The following is a 19,711-nucleotide window of genomic DNA, read 5'->3' on the forward strand; positions in this document are numbered from 1 at the left end:
ATGTCTCGGCGGTGTCACCCGACGAGCCGGACGTCCCACGATCCGAGACCGGCCCGCCCGTGGGGCCGACGGCGGCCGCGCCGCTACCAGCCCATCGCCCCCCGCACCGACGTCTCGGGAGGCTCCACCCCGAGGCGCTCGCGGAGCACCGTGAGGTCGTACGTGCGCTCCAGCGCGAGGTGGCTGAGCGCGTACCGGGACAGCCGCGGCTCCCGCCGCAGCCACCGAGCCACCCGCTCGCTCGCCGTCGCCGCGCGCACCGCCGCCTCGAGCGGCACCGGCACCACCCGGACCCGGCGGTGCCGGGCGAACATCAGCAGCTCGGCGATCTCGCGGAGCACGACCGGCTCCGCGTCCGCCACGTTCACGACGAGCGCCCGGCCCACCGCGACCTCCGGCGTCAGGTCGGCGACCAGCGCCGCGCGGACGGCGGTGGCCAGGGTGTCGACGTGCGTCAGGTGCTGCAGCACCTCGCCGCCCCCGGGCAGCGGCAGCCACCGGCCGAGCACCGCGCGCTCGAGCCGCGGCAGCAGCGTCGTGTCGCCCGGCCCGTAGACGGCGTGGGGACGCAGCACGACGACCGGCCCCCGGTCCTCCCGGGCGGCGTCCGCCGCCAGGTAGCGCTCGGCGGCCGCCTTCGTCCGCGCGTACGCGTTGAGGTAGCGCACCTCGCCCGTGCCCGACGGCGGGGCGTCGTCCTCGCGCACCCGCACGCTCGGCAGGTGCGGGTCGTACACGCTGCCCGACGACACGTGCACGAACCGGGCCCGCGGGAACGTCTCCCGCACCGCGCACGTGCCCTCGACGTTCACCAGCCACGCCCGGGCGTGCGAGCCGCCGTCGCCGACAGCCGCGCCCGCGTGCACCACGGCGTCGACCTCGCCCGCGTCCTGCAGCACGTCCTTCCGCAGCGGACCGGTGCGCAGGTCCCAGAGATGGACGGTGACGGAGGCAGGCACCGGCCACGCCGGGACCCGGCGCGCGAAGGCGAGCACCTCGTGGCCCCGGGTCGCAAGGTCTCGTACGACCGCGCCGCCCACGAACCCCGAGGCGCCCGTGACCGCGACCCTCATCCGCGCGCCCCCTCGTCGCCCTGCTGCGCGGCGGCCAGCAGCGGCGCGACCAGGGCCGCGAGCGACCGCCGGTCCGGCTTGCGCGAGCGGCCGGCGAGCGGGACGTGCGACACCTCGACGACGAGGTCGGGCAGGGCGCCGTGGTCCAGCACGTCGGGGAGCCGGGCCTCCACCGCCCGGGCCAGCAGCGTCCCTGTGCCGACGACGACCTCGTCCACCGGCTCGCTCTCGTCCGAGACCACCACGAGCACCACCCGCTCGTCGCCGTCCGGCACCGGCACACCCACGAGGAGCGCCTCGCCGACACCGGGCAGCGCCCGCAACCGCGGCTCGTACAGCCCGGGGTAGATGTTGAGCGTGCCGCGGATGATCATGTCGCGGGTCCGGCCCACGAGGACGATGCGGCCGGCGTCGTCGAACCAGGCCAGGTCCCCGGTCCGGTGCTCCTTCGCGCGGGGTGCGCCCGTGTCGAGGTCCGCGAGGTAGCCCGCCATGAGCGACGGGCCCGACAGCACGAGCTCGCCCACCGGGCGGCCCTCCCCGGTGCCGTCCGGGTCGGGCTCGGAGTCCTCGTGCCCCGAGAAGTCGAGGATCGCGGACACCCCGGCCAGGGGTGCGCCGACGAGATCGCCGTCGACGTCGGCCGCCAGCTTCTCCTCGGCCTCCACCGCCGCCGCGGGCAGCATCTCCGTCGCCCCGTACACCGCGAGCCATCGCGTGCCCGGCAGCAGGGCCTGCGCCCGGCGCAGCAGTGCCTTGCGCACCGGCGCGGCCCCGAGCAGCACCGTGCGCGGCGCTCGCGGCGGGACCCGCCCGGCCTCGACGGCGTCGAGCAGAGCGGTCGCGTCCGCAGGCACGAGGAACGAGGCGTCCGCGCCGGCGGCGCCGCGCGCGAACGCGACCGGGTCCCGGCCCGGCGTCCGCGCCGGGATCTCCCACGTGGCGCCCGCGAGCAGCGCCGGCAGGCCGATCGACATCTGGTCGGTGTGCACCGTCTGGCCCGCGGACAGGTCCACGACCTGCCGGAACAGGTCCAGGCCGCCGCCGAGCGTGCTCGCGGTGTGGACGACTGCACGCGGGTCCGCGGTGGTGCCCGACGTGAAGACGACGAGTGCCTCCGCGTCGGGGCTCGGCCCGACGGGGACCTCCTGCCCCCGCCTCGACGCGAGGCGGGCGATGCGGCGGGCGCCGCGCGGCACCCCGGGCAGCCACGCCCCCGAATACAGGTGGCGGACCGGCAGCCGCCCGTAGTCGGGCAGGAGGAGACCGCGAGACCGGGCGAGGCGGCGCAGCGGGCGGGACGACGCCGCGTAGAGCAGGGCCTCGGTCGCCGCCCACCGCGGACGGGCGGCGGCGAGGCGCGCGGCGAACAGCTCGGGCGTCGAGCCCGGGTCGACGAACACGTTCGACCCGCCCGCGGCCAGCACCGCGAGGCAGAGCATCACGCCCTCGGGCCGGGGCCGGATGCTGAACAGCACCCGGTCGCCCGGCCGGAGCCCTTCGGCGCGCAGCGCGGCGGCCGTCCGCTCGATCTGCCGGGCGAGCCGCCCGTAGGTCACGGTCCCGGACCGCCGTCCGACCCACCGCAGCGCGACGGCCTGGGGATCGGTCCGCCCGTCGGCGACGGCCTCGAGCAGACGGGTGACGAAGTGCTCTGTGGTGTACTGCGCGCCGGTCACCCGACCTCCGGTTCCAGTGTCAGCTCGAGCGAGCGGTAGGCGGGCACGAGGACGCCCCGTGCGACGCGGCGCCGGCCCACGCGCGGTACGCGGCCGGCGGCGGCGAGGGGGGCGAGCGCGTCGAGCACGACGTCGACCTGCGCGAGGGCGAGCGGCATGCCGAGGCAGAAGTGCGGCCCGGCGCCGAACCACAGATGGCGCACCGCTGGGTCGACGGGCCGGTCCGGGTCGAAACCGCCCGCCGCGCGGCAGCAGTTCACTGTCGCGATCACGACCCGGTCCCCCGTGCCGACGCGCAGGTCACCCACCTGCGTCTCGCGGCGGACGGCCCTCAGCATCGCGGGGGTCGGGACGGTCACGCGCAACCCCTCCTCGACGGCGCGACGGCGTCCGTCGGCGTCGGCGGCCAGCAGCCACCCCGTGCGACCCGTGTCGTGAGCGATCGCCAGCAGCCGCGGCAGGAACGACTGGATCGTCTCGGTCCCGGTCAGCACGAACGCGCCCACCGCGCCCGTCGCCTCGCGCTCGCTGAGCCCCAGCTCGCGCATCCGGCCGGGCACCGTGGCCGGGTCGCCCGCGGCGTAGGCGGCGCGCGCCGGGGCGACGAGGCGGCCGAGCACCTCGCGGGCGCGCGCCACCTGCCCGGCGGTCAGGCCGCGCCGGTGCAGGCGGACGAGGCCCGTGATCGACTGCGCCGCCGCGATCGACTCGCGAACGGCCGCGTCGGTCGGGCTCAGCCCGACCATCCGGCAGATGACCGTGCCCGCGAGCGCGGTGACCGTCTCGGCGAGGTCGACCGTCTCGCCCGCCGCGAGCCGCTCGGCGAGCCGGGCGACCGCGGGTTCGGGTGCGCCGTCGTCGGGCGCCACGGACCCGACCAGCTCCCGCACCGAGCGCGGGCTGAACAGCGGGCCGAGGGCACGACGCAGGGAGGCGTGCTCGGCGCCCTCCATGTTGAGCAGGACGGACGGGCCGAGGACGGGCGTCCAGAGGTCCGACGGCGCGCCCGGGCCGACCTTCGAGAAGCTCTCGAGGTCGAGCAGGACCTCCCGGGCGAGCGAGGCGTCGTTCACGACGACGCCGACGCGCGGCAGGCGGACGACCGGGCGGTGCCGCAGCGAACGCAGGGCCGGGTAGGCCAGCGGGTGCGCGGCCCGCTGGACCCGCTCCTCCCAGGGGGCCTCGGGCCGGTCTCCTACGCTTGGCACACTTTTTCCGATGGCGACGCTCACCGGATGTCCACCATCTCGGGGCGGTACCGGTGGTCGGCGTACCAGCCGAGCGTCCGCAGCAGCCCCCAGGCATGCACCCGGCGCGTCGACGCGAGCACCCACACCTCCGGGTGCGCCCCGTACCGCGTCGTGATCCGGCGCACCGCGTTGACCAGCGCGCGGTCCTCGTGCAGGTCCTCGATGCGGGTGCGCGGGAAGCCGCCCGCCGCCTCGTACAGCGCGGCCGTGATCGCCATGTTGCAGCCCGGCGTCATGACGTACGGCCCGAGGTACCCGTCGTCGCGGTTGCCCGGCCGCACCTTGCCGAACGCGCTCGCCACCGCGAGCGCCGCCGCCAGCGCGCCCTGCTGGAAGCCCGACACGGGCCGGTCGTCAGTGCGCGGCACGAGCCGCCCCGCGACCAGCTCGTCCCCGGACGCGAACGCCCGGCGCACGTCCCGCGTCCACGTGGGCGGCGGCAGGCAGTCGGCGTCGGTCCGGGCGAGCAGCACCGCGCCCCCCGCGATCGCCGCCCGCATCCCGGTGTCGGCGGCGGCCCCCGTCCCCTTGACCGGCTCGTCGACGACACGCCAGCGCCCCCGGCCCCACTCCGCGGCCGCGGCACGCGCGACGTCGCCGGTGCCGTCGGTCGAGCCGTTGTCCACCACGACGAGGTCGAAGTCGTCGTCCTCCTGGGCGTGCAGCGCCTCGAGCGTGGCGCGCAGCCCGCCCGGGTGCGCCTCGTTCAGGGCGGGTACGACGACGGCCAGCGGCTCTCCCGTGCTCACCAGCGCACCACCATGACCCCCATGCTGATCCCGCCGGCCAGGCCCACGAGCACGACGACGTCGCCGCGGTGCAGCCGCCCCGTCTCCAGCGCGGTCACGAGCTGCAGCGGCAGCGACGCGGAGGCGACGTTGCCGTGGTCGGCGACGGTCACGATCGTGCGGTCGGCGGGCACGCCGAGGGCGGCGTGCACGTCGGCGAGGTACGACACGGCGACCTGGTGCACGGCGACCAGCGCGACGTCGTCCCAGCCGATCCCGGCCCGCCCCAGCGCCTCGCGCACCGTCCCGGTCCCGAGCGCGAGGAACACGTCGCGCAGCCGGGAACCGTCGATCTCGAAGTAGCTCCGGTCGGCGTCGCGCGGGTGCGCCGTGCCGCCCCCGGGCAGCATCCCCACGTCCCAGTGCGCGGACTCGGCCGCGAACGCGGACGCCAGGATGCCCGACGGCGGTCGCGCGTCCCCGGCGTTCCCCGCGAGCTCCGCCTCGACCTCGTCCGCCACCGAGACGGCCTCCACGAGCACGGCGGCGCCGGCGTCGGACATCGTGTAGCCGGGCGCGGACAGCGCGTACGTCGCCCGGTCGGGCACGTCCCAGCGGACCGCGCGCGACGGCGCCTCGCCGCTCGCGACGAGGACCCGCGCGTACCGGCCCGTGCCGATGAGCGCCTCGGCCACCTCGATGCCGTTGAGCACGGAGTTGCAGGCGTTCTTCACGTCCATGACCGGCGCGCGGACGCCGAGCTTGGCGGCGACGATGTGGCTCGTCGCGGGCTCGACCATGTCCTGGCTGGCGGACGCGAACAGGAGCAGGTCGACGTCTTCCGGCCCGAGGCCCTCGGCGTCCAGCAGCCGGCGCGCCGCGGCGACCGCCAGGTCGGACGCCTGCTCGTCGTCGCGCAGGACGTGGACCTGCCTGACGCCGGTCAGGCGGGCGACCATCGGGATGCGGGGCACGACCAGGGGGTTGCGGCGGTGCAACGCCCGCTCGGCCTCGGCGACGTCGACAGTCCGCTCGGCCAGGTGCACGGCCACGGCCGCGATCCGCGCGACCGGCACTGAGATCTGAGGGGTCGGCGACGGTGCGGTGGCCGGTTCGGGGAGCACCCGGCACAGCGTAGCCGCGCGCACCGTGTCCCGGGTCCTGCTTGTCCGTTTTGGCTGGCAGACTGCGGCACGTGCTCGCGACCCGTCGGCTCCTGCCAACCACCCACCACGAGCTGGGGCTGCTCTGGCAGGCGCGGCCCGCCATGGCGGGTCTCCTCGTCGCCGGGCTCCTCGCCGGACCCGGCGGACGCGGCCCCGCCGTGCGCAAGGTCCCCGGCATCGGCTGGGTCACGGCCGACCCGGTCGTCGCGCGGGCCGTCCTGCAGGACCACCGGTCGTTCACCATCCTCGGCGAGGGTGGCGTGGGCGACCTCTGGGCGCAGATCCTCGGCGACTGGGTGCTCGACCTGTTCGACGGCCCCGGCCACCACGACCTGCGGTCCCGTTCCCGCGAGCTGTTCACCGAGGCGAGCTCGGCGGAGCTGGTCCGCGGCGCCTGGGGCCCGACGCTCGACGCCGTCGGCGACCGCCTCCGCTCCGGCGAGGCCGTCGACGTCGCCCGGCTCGGCCGGGTGCTCGTCGGCCGCATGATGATCTCCCTGCTCGGCCTCCCCGCGCCCGACGGGCGTGCTGCAGGCGGCCCCGGCTGGCCCGACGACGAGGGCGCGCTCACCGCGTTCGCCACGGGCGAGCGCCTTGCCACCGTGGCCCTCGGCACCGCCGGGTCCACCCGCCTGTCCCCCGCCCAGGTCGCCACGGCCCGCGGCCTCGTCGCCGAGCTCACGGCCGGCGTGCCGGAGGGCTGGCGGTCGGCGCCGCCGGAGCAGCTCCTGGGCCGGTGCCGCGAGCTCGGGCTCGGCCTCGAGGAGACGACTGGCCTCGCGAGCCTGCTCATGGTCGCGGGGACCGAGACCTCCGCGAGCGCCATCGCGCGGACGACGGCGCTCCTGGTCGACACCGGCGAGCAGGACCGGCTGCTGGCCAGGCTCGGCTCGGGGAGCACGCCGTCCGGCAGCCTGCTTCCCGGAGAGGACGACCCCATCGAGAATGCTGTCCGCGAGGGCCTGCGGATGACGAGCCCCGCCTCGGTGGTGGGTCGCGGCGTGGCCGCGGACGTGGAGGTCGGCGGGGCCCGCCTGCGGGCGGGCGAGCGGATCATGCTGCTCGTCTGGTCGGCGAACGCGGCCGTCGGGCCGTTCCGCGCCGACCGTCCGTACGTACGCGAGACGCGCCAGCTCTGGTTCGGCGCGGGGCGGCACCTGTGCCTCGGCGCCGCGCTCGCGCGGGCCGAGATCGGCGCCGTCCTGCGCACCCTGTGGGACGACGGCGTGCCGCTGCGCATCGTGCGCCGCCGCGCGCAGCGCGGGGTGCTGATCCCGTCGTACGCGGAGCTGCTCGTCGCCCGTAATCCAGGTGCGGGGTCCGTGCGGGACGCGTAGAGTCTCGCGCTTGTGCCCCTTCCACCCGTCAGCCGACCGGTGCACGCCCTGCGCGTGTACGCGCGGCTGCTGGTGGCCGGAGTGCGGCGGCAGTCCTCCTACCCGCTGGCGACCCTCGCAGGCCTGGTCGCGAACGCGACCTTCGGGCTGCTCAAGACGGGGATCCTGCTCGCGGCCGTGGGCAGCGCGGGCGGCACCCTCGCCGGGTACGACGTCGGCACCATGAGTGCCTACGTCTGGCTGTCGCAGGGGTTGCTCGGGTCGGTCAACCTCTGGGGCGGCTCGGACATGATGCAGCGCATCCGGTCGGGCGACGTCGCGATCGACTTCCTGCGGCCGGTCGACGTGCAGGGTGCGGCGATCGCGACCGACGTCGGGAAGGGGCTGTTCGCCCTGTTGCCGCGCGGGCTGCCGAGCGTCCTGATCGGCGTGCTGGCGGTCGGCGTGACGATGCCCGCCACCCCGGGGCCGTACGTGCTCGGCGTGTTCAGCGTGCTCGTCGGCATCACCGTGTCCCACGCCCTCGTGTACCTGCTCGCGGTCACGGGGTTCTGGCTCGTCGAGACGCGGGGCGTCACCGTGCTCTACATGTCGGTGTCGGGGCTCTTCGCGGGCCTGTTCACGCCGGTCTGGCTGTTCCCGGACTGGTTGCGGACGGCGGCCGAGGCCACCCCGTTCCCGTCGATGATGATGTACCCGATCGACGTGCTCACCGGCCGGGTCACGGGCGCCGACGCCGTCGGGGTGGTCGGGGTGCAGCTCGCGTGGCTCGCGGGCGTGCTCCTGCTCGGGCATGTGCTGACGCGAGCCGGGCGGCGGACGCTGGAGGTGCAGGGTGGCTGACGCGCTCGCCCGGCTCGCGCCCTACCGCGCCGTGCTGGCCTCCCGGGTGCGCTCGCAGCGCAGCTATCGCGCCAACTTCGTCCTCGACCTGGTGGGCGCCGTCCTCATCGGGCTCATGGAGTTCACCGAGATCTGGGTGCTGTTCCACGCGGTCGACGGCATCGGCGGGTTCACCTTCGCGCAGATCCTGCTCGTCTTCGGGATCGCGGACCTCACGTTCTCGCTCGCGGACCTCGTCGTGGGGCACTGCGACTCGCTGCCCACCTACGTACGCGCCGGGACGCTCGACGTGTTCTTCCTGCGCCCGCAGCCGGTGCTGCTGCAGCTCATCACGAGCGACATCAGCCTGCGCCGCCTCGCGCGGGCCACCGTGGGGCTGGGGGCGCTCGTAGCCGGGCTCGTCATCAACGACATCGCCTGGGACGCACGCTCGGTGGCGCTGCTCGCCATCGCCCTCGTCTGCGGGGTCGTCATGTTCGCGTCGGTCTTCGTGACCGCGGCCGGGCTCCAGTTCTTCCTCGTCAACGGCGCCGAGATGACCAACGCGTTCGTGTACGGCGGGCGGTACGCGGCCACGCAGCCCGCGTCGGTGTGGCCGAAGGCCGTCGTCGTCGTGTTCGGCTTCGTGTTCCCGATGGCGTTCGCCGCCTACCTCCCGGTCACGGCGCTGCTGGGCCTGCCCGGCGCGCCCTGGCTGCCGTCCTGGCTGGGCTGGTGCGCGCCCCTCGCGGCCGCCTGGTCCGTCACTCTCGCCCTGCTGTGCTGGCGGTGGGGCGTACGCCACTACCGAGGAGCGGGCGGATGATCATCGAGACGACGGGCCTGACACGCGAGTTCCGGGTCCGGGACGGGCTGCGCCGCCGGACGGTGCGCGCTGTCGACGACCTCTCGCTGGCGGTCGAGGCGGGCGAGTCGGTCGGTTACATCGGGGCCAACGGCGCGGGGAAGTCCACGACGATCAAGATGCTCGTCGGCATCCTCGTGCCCACCGCCGGCGAGGTGCGCACCTGCGGGCTGCGGCCGGTCCGGGACCGGCGCGACCTCGCCCGGCGCATCGGCGTGGTGTTCGGGCAGCGGTCGCAGCTGTGGTGGGACCTGCCGGTCCGGGAGTCGTTCGAGATCCTGGCCACGATCCACGGGCTGCCCGCCGGCGAGGCACGGGCCCGCACCGCGGAGCTGGTCGAGCTCCTCGAGATGGACGACTTCCTCGCCACGCCGGTGCGGCAGGTCTCGCTCGGGCAGCGCATGCGCGCCGAGATCGCGGCCGCGCTGCTGCACCGGCCCGACCTGCTGATCCTCGACGAGCCCACCATCGGCCTGGACGTGCTGTCCAAGCAGCGCCTGCGCGAGTTCCTCGTGGCAGAGCGCCGCGAGCACGGGACCACGCTCCTGCTCACCACGCACGACATGGGCGACATCGAGCGGCTCTGCGACCGCGTCCTCGTGGTCGACCACGGCCGGCTCGCCTACGACGGCACCCTCGACGGCCTCGCCCGCACCGTCGGCGCGCAGCGCGTGCTCGTGGTAGACCTGGCCACGCCTGCCGACGACCTCACGGGTATCCCTGACGCCACCCACGTGCGCAGCGAGGGTGGTGGCCTGCGCCAGCACCTCGCGTTCGACGCGGAGAGCACGACGGCGGCGCGCGTGCTGGCCGCCGTCTCCGAGAGCGCCGAGGTGCGCGACCTGTCGATCGAGGAGCCGGAGATCGAGGACGTGGTCCGGCGCCTCTACGCGGCGTCGCGCTGATCGTCGCAGATACTCATTCGCGGCCGAGCCAGGTGCACACGCACGCCTCGTTACCCTCGGCGTCCGCCAGGACCCACCAGGACGGGGCGTACGCGTCGGTGACGAGGCGCCCGCCGGCCGCGAGCGTCGCGGCCACCCGCTCCTCCGCCACGTCGTGGGGCACCGTGACGTCGACGTGGATCCGGTTGCGCTGGGGGCGCGGCGCGTCCATCTGCTGGAACCAGAACGACGGCGCACGCGCGGCGGGATCGACCAGGTCGTCCGGCTTGCCCTTGGCATAGCCGAGGACGGCGCGCCAGAACGGCCGCACCGCGGGCCGGTCGAGCGCGTCGATCGCGATCTCCAGCTCCTGGACGGCGCGCGGGTCGGCGCGTATCTCGAGCTCCCGCGCCGCGTCGGAGATCTGCCGGGCCAGGTCGATGTCGCGCTGCGACAGCCCGCCCACGTCGTGCGTGGTGAGCCGGACGGTGACGTGGGGATAGCGCAGGTCCACGTCCGGGTGGTGGTTCGCCGCCTCGGCGAGCTCGGTGATCGCGTCGACGAGCTCGGCGCCCGCGACGAACGACCCCGTGGCGAACCGCGCGCACGCGGTCTGCAGCAGCACGCGCCAGTCCTCGACGCCGTCGGCCGCGTGGAACTGCCCGGGCGTGATCCGGCCCTCGGTCGTCATGACTCCTCCTCCGCCTGTCGCGCCGCCCACGCCTCTTCGCGACCCACGCCGACCGTGATGTCCACCTCGTTGCCCTCCGGGTCCGCGACGGTCCACCAGATGGGCGCCCCGGCGTCGTAGACGATCCGGCCGCCTGCCGCGAGCGCCGCGTCGAGGCGCGCCCGCGCCTGGTCATGGGGGACGAACATGTCGACGTGGATCCGGTTGCGCTGCTCCCGCGGGGCGTCGAGCTGCTGGAAGAAGATCGAGGGGCCCCGCAGCAGCGGGTCGAAGAGGTCGGCCTCCTCGCGTTCGGCGTACCCGAGGGCGGCGGCCCAGAACCGCTGGAGCGCGGGGACGTCGAGGGCGTCGAACGTGAGCTGCACGTCACGCACGGCCGCCGGGTCGGCGGTCAGCCCGAGCTCGCGCGCCACACCCTGGATCCGCTGGGCCAGGGCGAGCCGGTCGCGGTCGATCCAGTCGTCCTCCGGCGGCCCCACGCGCAGGGTCGCCCCACCGGGGCGCAGGTCCGCGAAGAGGGCGAGCCCGGCCTCGTCGGCCAGCCGCGCGGCGGCCGCGACGAGAGTGACGCCCTGGGCGAGGTCGCGCGTGCGGTAGTACGCGCTCGCGCCCTGCAGGACGCGCCAGTCCTCGACGCCGCCGGCGGCCCGGAACGCCTCCGGGGAAAGCCACGGCTCGGAGACGGGATCGTCGAACCCCTCCCACGCCACGACGTCGGCCTCGTTGCCCTCCGGGTCGGCGAGCGTCCACCAGTGCGGTGCGAACCCGGTGTTGACGTGCCGCCCGCCCGCCGCGAACGCGGCGTCCATCACGGCCTGCCGCCGGTCGTGCGGCACGAACACGTCGAGGTGGATCCGGTTGCGCAGCGGCCGGGGCGCGTCCATCTCCTGGAACCAGATCCCGGGCCAGCGCCACTGCGGGTCGAGCAGGTCCTCGTCGCCCATCTGGCGGTGCCCCAGGACCGCCGCCCAGAACGGCATGACCGCGCCGCCGTCGAGCGCGTCGATCGTCAGCTCGACCTCTTGCACGCCCGCCGGGTCGGCGACGGCGCCCAGCTCCGCCGCCGCGGCAGAGACCGCCCGGGCCAGCTCGGCGTCGGCCGCGCCGAACCGCCCATCGCTCCCTCGCAGCCGCACGACGACGCCCTCGCGACGCAGGTCGACGTCGGGATGGTCCGCCCCGGTGGCCACCTCGCCGACGCGTTCGAGCAGCGCCGCGCCCGCGGCGAGCGAGCCCGTGCGGAAAAGCGCGCTCGCGCCGCGCGCGAGGACCCGCCAGTCCCCCACGCCCTGCTGCCCCTGGAACTCCTGCGCGGTCCAGCCGCGCGCCTCGTCGACCGTCATTTCCTCACCCTGCCACGAGCCACTGACACTCGTTGCTCAGCCCAGGACGGCGCCGCGCGACGCGGACTGGACCAGCTTCGTGTACTTGGCGAGCACGCCGCGGGTGTACTGGTGCGGCAGCGGCGCCCAGCCGATGCGACGGGCGGCCAGCTCTGCGTCGTCGACCAGCAGGTCGAGCGTCTTCGCAGCGACGTCGAGGCGGACCGGGTCGCCGTCGCGCACGAACGCGATGGGCCCGGCGTCGACGGCCTCGGGCGCGATGTGCCCGACGCACAGGCCGGTGGTGCCGCCGGAGAACCGCCCGTCGGTGACCAGCAGCACGTCCTTGCCGAGGCCCGCGCCCTTGATGGCGCCGGTGATGGCGAGCATCTCGCGCATCCCCGGCCCTCCCTTGGGCCCCTCGTGGCGGATCACCACCACGTCCCCCGCCTGGATGGTCCCGTCCTCCAGCGCGTCGAGCGCGGCACGCTCCCGCTCGAACACCCGCGCGGTGCCCTCGAAGACGTCGGCGTCGAAGCCGGCGGACTTCACGACCGCTCCCTCGGGGGCGAGCGAGCCGTGCAGGATCGTGATGCCGCCCGTGCGGTGGATCGGGTCGTCCATGGCTCGCAGGATCTTGCCGTCGGGGTCGGGCGGGGAGATCTCGGCGAGGTTCTCGGCCACCGTGCGCCCGGACACGGTCAGGCAGTCGCCGTGCAGCAGGCCGGCGTCGAGCAGCGCCTTCATCACGACGGGCACCCCGCCGATGCGGTCGACGTCGTTCATGACGTACCGGCCGAAGGGCTTGAGGTCGCCCAGGTGCGGCACCCGGTCGGAGATCCGGTCGAAGTCGTCCAGGGTCAGGTCGACCTCCGCCTCGTGCGCGATGGCGAGCAGGTGCAGCACCGCGTTGGTGGAGCCGCCGAACGCCATGACGACGGCGATCGCGTTCTCGAACGCCTCCTTCGTCATGATGTCGCGCGCGGTGATGCCGCGGCGGAGCAGCTCCACCACGGCCTCGCCGGAGCGGTGCGCCCACAGGTCGCGGCGCCGGTCGGCCGACGGCGGCGCCGCGGACCCCGGCAGCGACATGCCGAGTGCCTCCGCGGCCGACGCCATGGTGTTCGCCGTGTACATGCCGCCGCAGGCGCCTTCGCCGGGGCAGACCGCGCGCTCGATGCGGTCGACGTCCTCCCGGCTCATGAGCCCGCGGGCGCACGCGCCGACGGCCTCGAACGCGTCTATGAGCGTGACCTGCTTCTCGGTGCCGTCCTCGAGCTTCACCCAGCCCGGCATGATCGTGCCGGCGTAGAGGAAGACGCTCGCCAGGTCGAGGCGCGCGGCGGCCATGAGCATCCCGGGCAGCGACTTGTCGCAGCCCGCGAGCAGCACCGACCCGTCGAGCCGCTCGGCCTGCATCACCGTCTCGACCGAGTCGGCAATGACGTCACGGGACACGAGCGAGAAGTGCATGCCCTCGTGGCCCATGGAGATGCCGTCGGACACCGAGATGGTCCCGAACTGCAGCGGGTAGCCGCCACCTGCGTGGACGCCCTCCTTGGCGGCCTGCGCGAGGCGGTCGAGCGACAGGTTGCAGGGCGTGATCTCGTTCCACGAGCTCGCCACGCCGATCTGGGGTTTGGCGAAGTCTTCGTCGCCGAGGCCGACGGCCCGGAGCATGCCGCGCGCGGCGGTCGCCTCCAGGCCGTCGGTAACCTGCCGAGAGCGTGGCTTGACGTCGGGAGCGCCGCTGGTCATGGCCCCGAGCCTATGCCTGGGACCTCAGCGCCGCCGCAGGAGCGACACGTCCCGGACGGCACCGCGGTCGGCCGACGTCGCCATCGCGGCGTACGCCTGCAGCGCCGCGGACACGTACCGCTCGCGCTTCTGGGGCTGCCACGGCCGCTCGGACGACTCCATCTTGGCGCGCCGCTCGGCGAGGACCTCGTCCGGCACGTTGATCCGGATGAGCCGCGTCTCGACGTCGATCTCGATCTCGTCGCCGTCCTCGATCAGGCCGATGGCCCCGCCCGCGGCGGCCTCGGGCGACACGTGGCCCACGGAGATGCCGCTCGACCCGCCGGAGAACCGGCCGTCGGTGATCAGCGCGCACACCTTGCCCAGGCCGCGGCCCTTGATGTACGACGTCGGGTACAGCATCTCCTGCATGCCCGGCCCGCCCGCCGGACCCTCGTACCGCACGACGACGACGTGCCCCGGCTCGACCTGCTTCGTCAGGATCTTCTCGACAGCCTCGTCCTGCGACTCGCACACGAGGGCCTTGCCCACGAAGTGGAAGACGTCGGGGTCGATCCCGGCGGTCTTGATGACCGCACCGTCCTCGGCGAGATTGCCGCGCAGCACCGCGAGGCCGCCCTCGACCGTGTACGCGTGGGCGAGGTCGCGGATGCAGCCCTCGGCCGCGTCGGTGTCCAGGGACTCCCACCGGTTCGACGTCGAGAAAGCGCGGGTGGTGCGCACCCCGCCCGGCGCGGCGTGGAACAGCTCCAGCGCCCGGTCGGTGGCCTTGCCGCTCCGGATGTCCCACGCGTCGAGCCAGTCCCGGAGGGTGGACGTGTGGACGCTCGTCACGTCGTGGTCGAGCAGGCCTGCCCGGTCGAGCTCGCCCAGCAGGGCGGGGATGCCACCGGCCCGGTGCACGTCCTCCATGTGGTAGTCCGGGTGGTTCGGCGCGACCTTCGACAGGCACGGCACACGGCGGCTGATCTCGTCGATGTCGGCGAGCGTGAAGTCGATCTCCGCCTCCTGGGCGGCGGCGAGGATGTGCAGCACCGTGTTCGTCGAGCCGCCCATGGCGACGTCGAGCGTCATCGCGTTGGCGAACGCGGCCCGCGTGGCGATGCCGCGCGGCGACGCCGTGTCGTCCTCGTCCTCGTAGTACCGGCGGGCGAGGTCCACGATCGTGCGGCCGGCCTCGAGGAACAGCTCGCGCCGGGCGGTGTGCGTGGCGAGGGTGGACCCGTTGCCGGGCAGCGACAGCCCGAGCGCCTCGGTGAGGCAGTTCATCGAGTTCGCGGTGAACATGCCCGAGCAGGACCCGCACGTGGGGCAGGCGTTCTCCTCGACCCGGCCCAGCGCGTCGTCGGACACGTTGTCGTCGGCCGAGTAGTTGATCGCGTTGATCAGGTTGAGGTGGGTCTTGGCGACGCCGTCGGCCACGATCGCCTTGCCGGCCTCCATCGGCCCGCCCGAGACGAAGATGACCGGGATGTTGAGCCGCAGCGCGGCGTTGAGCATGCCTGGCGTGATCTTGTCGCAGTTGGAGATGCACACCAGGGCGTCGGCCGTGTGCGCGCCCACCATGTACTCGACCGAGTCCGCGATGAGGTCGCGGCTGGGCAGCGAGTAGAGCATGCCGGCGTGGCCCATGGCGATGCCGTCGTCGACGGCGATCGTGTTGAACTCCTTCGCCACGCCGCCGGCCTCGCGCACCGCTGACGCCACGAGGTCGCCCATGTCCTTGAGGTGGACGTGCCCCGGCACGAACTGCGTGTAGGAGTTCGCGATCGCGATGATCGGCTTGCCGAAGTCCGAGGTCTCCATGCCGGTGGCGCGCCACAGCGCGCGGGCACCGGCCATGTTGCGGCCGTGGGTGGACGTCCGGGAGCGCAGAGGGCGGCTCATGATTCTCCTTCACGAATGGCTGCCTGGGAGCCTAACCCCGCCCAGGAGGCGGGGGGACGAGGGGTCACACTTCGGACAGTGCTTCTCTGCGTCAGACTCCCGCCCGGAACTCGTCCTCGAGGACGCTCATGACGATCGCGTCCGCCCAGCCGTCGCCGTCGCGGTACACGTCGCGCAGGCGGCCCTCCTCGCGGAACCCCAGCGACCCGTACAGCGCGCGGGCACGCGGGTTGATGCTGAGCACATCGAGGCTGACGCGGTGCAGCCGGGGGCCTGGGACCCCCGGCGCACCGTCGAACGCGAAGCGCAGCACCTCGAGGATCGCCTCGCGGCCGTAGCCGCGGCCCCGGTAGTCGGGCAGCATCTGCAGCCTCAGGTTCGCCGAGCGCGCGTCCTCGTCGATCTGGTTCAGCACGATCTCGCCGATCAGGTCGTCGCTGATCGGCACGCCGTCCCGCATCGCGGCGGGCGTGACCGCCCAGTCGTACCGGCCGGGCCGGTCGCCGACCGTCGCGGTCCACTCGTCGATCTGCGCGCGCGTGAACGTCGCCGTCGTCCCGGTCAGGCGGATGCCCTCCGGGTCCTGCAGCGACTCCCACAACCGATCCGCGTCCCGCGCCTCGATGGGCCGGAGCCGCATCATCTCGCCGTGCAGCTCCGGACCACGGGTCACGCGCCGATCCTCTCCAGGACCAGCTCGCGCACCCGGGAGGCGTCCGCCTGGCCCCGGGTGGCCTTCATGACCGCGCCGATGATCGCGCCGACCGGGCCGAGGTTGCCGCCCTTGACCTTTGCGACGATGTCCGGCTGGGCTGCCAGCGCGGCGTCGATGGCCTCGAGCAGCGGGCCGTCGTCGGACACGACCTCGAGGCCGCGGGCGACCACGACCGCCTCCGGGTCCCCCTCGCCGGCGAGGACGCCCTCGAGCACCTGGCGCGCCAGCTTGTCGTTGATGCGACCCGAGTCGACGAGCCCCTGGAGCTGCGCGATCTGCGCGGGCGTCACGGTCAGCTCCTCGAGCGTCACCTCGTCCTGCTTGGCCCGACGGGCGAGCTCGCCCATCCACCACTTGCGCGCACCCGCCGGGCTCGTGCCCGCCGCGACGGTCGCCTCGATCAGGTCGAGGGCGCCCGCGTTGACGACGTCGCGCATCTCCGCGTCCGCGTAGCCCCAGTCGGCCTGCAGGCGGTTCCGGCGCGCGACCGGCATCTCGGGCAGCGAGGCGCGGATCTCCTCGACCCACTCGCGGCTCGGCGCGACCGGCACCAGGTCCGGCTCGGGGAAGTAGCGGTAGTCCTCGGCGTCGGACTTCACGCGGCCCGACGTCGTCACGCCCGTGTCCTCGTGCCAGTGGCGCGTCTCCTGGATCACCGGCAGGCCGGCGTCGAGGACCCCGGCCTGCCGGGAGACCTCGAAGCGCACCGCGCGCTCGACCGAGCGGAACGAGTTCACGTTCTTCGTCTCGGTACGGGTGCCGAGCGGATCGTTCGCGGTGGGGCGCAGGGACACGTTCACGTCCGCCCGGACGTTGCCGCGCTCCATGCGCGCCTCGGACACGTCGAGGGCACGGAAGATGTCGCGCAGCGTCTGGACGTACGCGCGGGCCACTTCGGGCGCCCGGTCGCCGACGCCGGTGATCGGGCGCGTCACGATCTCGACGAGGGGGATGCCCGCGCGGTTGTAGTCCACGAGCGAGTACTCCGCGCCGTGGATGCGGCCCGTCGCGCCGCCCACGTGCGTGTTCTTGCCCGCGTCCTCCTCCATGTGCGCGCGCTCGATCTCGACCCGGAACAGCGACCCGTCCTCGAGCTCGACGTCGATCCAGCCGTCGTAGGCGATGGGCTCGTCGTACTGCGAGGTCTGGAAGTTCTTCGGCACGTCCGGGTAGAAGTAGTTCTTCCGCGCGAACCGGCAGCTCTCGGCGATCGTGCAGTTCAGCGCAAGCCCGATCCGGATCGCGTACTCGACGGCCTTGCCGTTGAGCACCGGCAGCGCCCCCGGCAGGCCCAGCGACACCGGGGTCACCTGGGTGTTCGGGGCCGCGCCGAACGACACCTCGGCGGAGCAGAACATCTTCGTGCGGGTGCCGAGCTCCACGTGGACCTCGATGCCCAGCACCGGGTCGTAGCGGCGGACGGCGTCTTCGTAGCCGACCAGGTCGGTCGTCAGCGCGGTCACAGTGTCATCTCCGTCGTCGTCAGCCCGAGCTCGGGGGCCCGGTCCAGCAGGGGCCCGCCCCAGGTCGTCTCGAGGGCCGCCTCGAGTGCGGCCCCCACGCGGTACAGGCGGTCGTCGGCCTTGGCCGGGGCCAGGATCTGGAAGCCGACCGGCAGACCGTCGTCGGACAGGCCGTTCGGCACGGACATGCCCGGCACGCCGGCCAGGTTCGCGGGGATCGTCGCCACGTCGTTCAGGTACATCGCCAGCGGGTCGTCGAGCTTCTCGCCGAACTTGAACGCCGTGGTGGGCGCCGTGGGCGACACCAGGATGTCCACCTGCTCGAACGCGGCCGCGAAGTCACGCTGGATCAGCGTGCGCACCTTCTGGGCGCTGCCGTAGTAGGCGTCGTAGTAGCCCGCGCTCAGGGCGTACGTGCCGAGGATGATGCGGCGCTTCACCTCGTCGCCGAAGCCCGCGCCGCGCGTCGCGGCCATGACGCGCTCGGCCGTGACCGGGCCGTCGGCGGGCTCGACCCGCAGGCCGAAGCGCATGCCGTCGAACTTCGCCAGGTTGCTCGACGCCTCGCTCGGCATGATCAGGTAGTACGCGTCGAGCGCGTACGTGAAGTGCGGGCACGACACCTCGACGACCTCGGCACCGAGACCCCGCAGGATCTCGAGCGACTCGGCGAAGCGTGCGCTCACGCCCTCCTGGTAGCCCTCGCCCGACAGCTCCTTGACCACACCGACCCGGAGGCCCGCCAGGTCGCCCGTCGCGCCCTGGCGCGCCGCCTCGACGAGCCTCGGCAGCGGTTCTGCGATCGACGTGGAGTCGCGCGGGTCGTGGCCGCCGATCAGCTCGTGCAGCAGCGCGGCGTCGAGCACCGTGCGCGTGACGGGGCCCGCCTGGTCGAGCGACGACGCCATGGCGATGAGGCCGTAGCGCGAGACGCCGCCGTAGGTGGGCTTCACGCCGACCGTGCCGGTGACAGCGCCGGGCTGGCGGATCGAGCCACCCGTGTCGGTGCCGATCGCCAGCGGGGCCTCGAAGGCCGCGACCGCCGCGGCGGAGCCACCCCCCGAGCCGCCCGGGATGCGGTCCAGGTCCCACGGGTTCTTCGTGTTGCCGTACGCGGAGTGCTCCGTGGAGGAACCCATCGCGAACTCGTCCATGTTCGTCTTGCCCAGGATCGGCAGGCGCGCCGCGCGGAGGCGCTCGACGAGCGTCGCGTCGTACGGCGGGATCCAGCCCTCGAGGATCTTCGAGCCCGCCGTGGTCGGCATGCCCTTCGTGACGACCACGTCCTTGACCGCGATGGGAACGCCCGCCAGGGGGTGCAGCTCCTCGCCCGCGGCGCGACGCTCGTCGACGTCGCGCGCAGTGGCCAGGGCCTCGTCCGCGTTGACGTACAGGAACGCGTTCAGGTCGCCGTCCACGCTCGCGATGCGGTCCAGGTGCGCCTGCGTCGCCTCCGCGCTCGAGATCTCGCCGCCCGCCAGGGCACCCGCCAGGTCCGCCGCGCTCAGCCGCGTGATGTCGCCGGTCATCTCACTCCTCCCCGAGGATCTGCGGCACGAGGAAACGACCCTCGTCCTGCTGCGGCGCTGCGGCCAGCACGTCCTGCACCGGCAGGGCCGGCAGGGGGACGTCCTCGCGGAACACGTTCGTCAGCGGGAGGGGGTGGCTCGTTGCCGGCACGTCGGCGGTGGCGATCTCGCTCACGCGGGCGATGGACTCGACGATCACGTCGAGCTCGCCGGCGAGGCGGTCGACCTCGTCAGGGCGCAGGTCGATCCGCGCCAGCGCAGCCACGCGCGCGACCTCGTCACGGGAGATGGTGGACATGGCTGCAGTCTAGTCAAGGCCGACCGCCCGACGACGCGGTTCCAGAGGGCCACTTCTGTGGCGTGGACCCGTGTTGTGCCCCGCGCGCACAGGTTCCGGACCCTGGTAGGGGTCTGGAAATGCGTGAAGGCCCGCACCGGGGGGTGCGGGCCTTCACGTGAAGGGTGTTCGGCGGCGTCCTACTCTCCCACCCCGTCACCAGGGCAGTACCATCGGCGCTGAAGGGCTGAGCTTCCGGGTTCGG

General features: G+C 74.0%; 17 protein-coding genes and 1 rRNA gene. 4 read left to right on the forward strand and 14 right to left on the reverse strand.

What is annotated here, in order from left to right:
• Positions 1–83: 83 nt before the first annotated feature.
• The 5 genes from L1785_RS12550 to L1785_RS12570 are packed head-to-tail and all read right to left on the reverse strand — an operon-like array spanning position 84 to position 5,854.
• The gene (locus L1785_RS12550) at positions 84–1,073 is read right to left on the reverse strand and encodes an NAD-dependent epimerase/dehydratase family protein (protein WP_236089606.1); all 990 of its coding nucleotides are present in this window, start codon (positions 1,071–1,073) and stop codon (positions 84–86) included.
• The gene (locus tag L1785_RS12555) at positions 1,070–2,752 is read right to left on the reverse strand and encodes a class I adenylate-forming enzyme family protein (protein WP_236089607.1); all 1,683 of its coding nucleotides are present in this window, start codon (positions 2,750–2,752) and stop codon (positions 1,070–1,072) included. Before L1785_RS12555 ends, L1785_RS12550 begins: the two co-directional genes overlap by 4 nt.
• Positions 2,749–3,984, reverse strand: a complete 1,236-nt coding sequence (locus tag L1785_RS12560; RefSeq protein ID WP_236089608.1) for a cytochrome P450 — start codon at positions 3,982–3,984, stop codon at positions 2,749–2,751. Before L1785_RS12560 ends, L1785_RS12555 begins: the two co-directional genes overlap by 4 nt.
• Positions 3,981–4,751 carry a glycosyltransferase family 2 protein gene (locus tag L1785_RS12565; RefSeq protein ID WP_236089609.1) on the reverse strand — a complete coding sequence of 257 codons (771 nt, stop codon included), beginning with the start codon at positions 4,749–4,751 and terminating at the stop codon, positions 3,981–3,983. Before L1785_RS12565 ends, L1785_RS12560 begins: the two co-directional genes overlap by 4 nt.
• The gene (locus L1785_RS12570; protein ID WP_236089610.1) at positions 4,748–5,854 is read right to left on the reverse strand and encodes a 3-oxoacyl-ACP synthase III family protein; all 1,107 of its coding nucleotides are present in this window, start codon (positions 5,852–5,854) and stop codon (positions 4,748–4,750) included. The genes L1785_RS12565 and L1785_RS12570 overlap by 4 nt, the downstream gene beginning before the upstream one ends.
• Positions 5,855–5,925: 71 nt before the next feature.
• On the opposite strand from L1785_RS12570, the gene L1785_RS12575 reads away from it, so the two are divergent.
• From L1785_RS12575 to L1785_RS12590, 4 genes are read left to right on the forward strand one after another with little or no spacing between them, the layout of a single operon-like run.
• The gene (locus L1785_RS12575; RefSeq protein WP_236089611.1) at positions 5,926–7,233 is read left to right on the forward strand and encodes a cytochrome P450; all 1,308 of its coding nucleotides are present in this window, start codon (positions 5,926–5,928) and stop codon (positions 7,231–7,233) included.
• Positions 7,234–7,245: 12 nt separating this feature from the next.
• Positions 7,246–8,076 carry an ABC transporter permease gene (locus L1785_RS12580; RefSeq protein ID WP_236089612.1) on the forward strand — a complete coding sequence of 277 codons (831 nt, stop codon included), beginning with the start codon at positions 7,246–7,248 and terminating at the stop codon, positions 8,074–8,076.
• Complete coding sequence (locus L1785_RS12585) at positions 8,069–8,881, forward strand: ABC transporter permease (RefSeq protein ID WP_236089613.1); 813 nt, start codon at positions 8,069–8,071, stop codon at positions 8,879–8,881. Before L1785_RS12580 ends, L1785_RS12585 begins: the two co-directional genes overlap by 8 nt.
• Complete coding sequence (locus L1785_RS12590; protein ID WP_236089614.1) at positions 8,878–9,825, forward strand: ABC transporter ATP-binding protein; 948 nt, start codon at positions 8,878–8,880, stop codon at positions 9,823–9,825. The genes L1785_RS12585 and L1785_RS12590 overlap by 4 nt, the downstream gene beginning before the upstream one ends.
• Positions 9,826–9,838: 13 nt before the next feature.
• On the opposite strand, the gene L1785_RS12595 is transcribed toward L1785_RS12590, so the two are convergent.
• From L1785_RS12595 to rrf, 9 genes are all read right to left on the reverse strand, one after another.
• Complete coding sequence (locus tag L1785_RS12595; protein WP_236089615.1) at positions 9,839–10,495, reverse strand: 4a-hydroxytetrahydrobiopterin dehydratase; 657 nt, start codon at positions 10,493–10,495, stop codon at positions 9,839–9,841.
• Positions 10,492–11,838, reverse strand: coding sequence for a 4a-hydroxytetrahydrobiopterin dehydratase family protein (locus tag L1785_RS12600; protein ID WP_236089616.1), 1,347 nt, complete (start codon positions 11,836–11,838; stop codon positions 10,492–10,494). Before L1785_RS12600 ends, L1785_RS12595 begins: the two co-directional genes overlap by 4 nt.
• Before the next feature lie 36 nt (positions 11,839–11,874).
• Entirely contained in the window at positions 11,875–13,575 is a 1,701-nt protein-coding gene (ilvD, locus tag L1785_RS12605; protein ID WP_236089617.1) for a dihydroxy-acid dehydratase, read from the reverse strand.
• A gap of 24 nt (positions 13,576–13,599) precedes the next feature.
• On the reverse strand, positions 13,600–15,462 hold the full coding sequence (gene ilvD, locus L1785_RS12610) for a dihydroxy-acid dehydratase (RefSeq protein ID WP_236089618.1): 1,863 nt from the start codon (positions 15,460–15,462) through the stop codon (positions 13,600–13,602).
• A 91-nt stretch (positions 15,463–15,553) separates the two neighbouring features.
• Positions 15,554–16,135 (reverse strand): GNAT family N-acetyltransferase, encoded by a 582-nt coding sequence (locus tag L1785_RS12615; RefSeq protein WP_236089619.1) that lies wholly within the window; start codon positions 16,133–16,135, stop codon positions 15,554–15,556.
• Complete coding sequence (gene gatB / locus L1785_RS12620) at positions 16,132–17,640, reverse strand: Asp-tRNA(Asn)/Glu-tRNA(Gln) amidotransferase subunit GatB (protein WP_236089620.1); 1,509 nt, start codon at positions 17,638–17,640, stop codon at positions 16,132–16,134. Before gatB ends, L1785_RS12615 begins: the two co-directional genes overlap by 4 nt.
• On the reverse strand, positions 17,637–19,169 hold the full coding sequence (gene gatA / locus L1785_RS12625) for an Asp-tRNA(Asn)/Glu-tRNA(Gln) amidotransferase subunit GatA (protein WP_236089621.1): 1,533 nt from the start codon (positions 19,167–19,169) through the stop codon (positions 17,637–17,639). Before gatA ends, gatB begins: the two co-directional genes overlap by 4 nt.
• Before the next feature lies 1 nt (position 19,170).
• Positions 19,171–19,467, reverse strand: coding sequence for an Asp-tRNA(Asn)/Glu-tRNA(Gln) amidotransferase subunit GatC (gene gatC / locus L1785_RS12630; protein WP_236089622.1), 297 nt, complete (start codon positions 19,465–19,467; stop codon positions 19,171–19,173).
• Positions 19,468–19,633: 166 nt separating this feature from the next.
• Positions 19,634–19,711, reverse strand: a 5S ribosomal RNA gene (gene rrf / locus L1785_RS23495); the annotation flags it as partial.

Source organism: Antribacter soli (assembly GCF_021568775.1).
GTDB classification, from domain to species: Bacteria; Actinomycetota; Actinomycetes; order Actinomycetales; family Cellulomonadaceae; genus Antribacter; species Antribacter soli.

Excerpts from the sequence above, each read along its gene's own strand:
- L1785_RS12550 (WP_236089606.1), bottom strand. The coding sequence starts at position 1,073 with ATGAGGGTCGCGGTCACGGGCGCCTCGGGGTTCGTGGGCGGCGCGGTC.
- L1785_RS12590 (WP_236089614.1), top strand. The coding sequence starts at position 8,878 with ATGATCATCGAGACGACGGGCCTGACACGCGAGTTCCGGGTCCGGGAC.
- L1785_RS12595 (WP_236089615.1), bottom strand. The coding sequence starts at position 10,495 with ATGACGACCGAGGGCCGGATCACGCCCGGGCAGTTCCACGCGGCCGAC.
- L1785_RS12600 (WP_236089616.1), bottom strand. The coding sequence starts at position 11,838 with ATGACGGTCGACGAGGCGCGCGGCTGGACCGCGCAGGAGTTCCAGGGG.
- ilvD (WP_236089617.1), bottom strand. The coding sequence starts at position 13,575 with ATGACCAGCGGCGCTCCCGACGTCAAGCCACGCTCTCGGCAGGTTACC.
- ilvD (WP_236089618.1), bottom strand. The coding sequence starts at position 15,462 with ATGAGCCGCCCTCTGCGCTCCCGGACGTCCACCCACGGCCGCAACATG.
- gatA (WP_236089621.1), bottom strand. The coding sequence starts at position 19,169 with ATGACCGGCGACATCACGCGGCTGAGCGCGGCGGACCTGGCGGGTGCC.
- gatC (WP_236089622.1), bottom strand. The coding sequence starts at position 19,467 with ATGTCCACCATCTCCCGTGACGAGGTCGCGCGCGTGGCTGCGCTGGCG.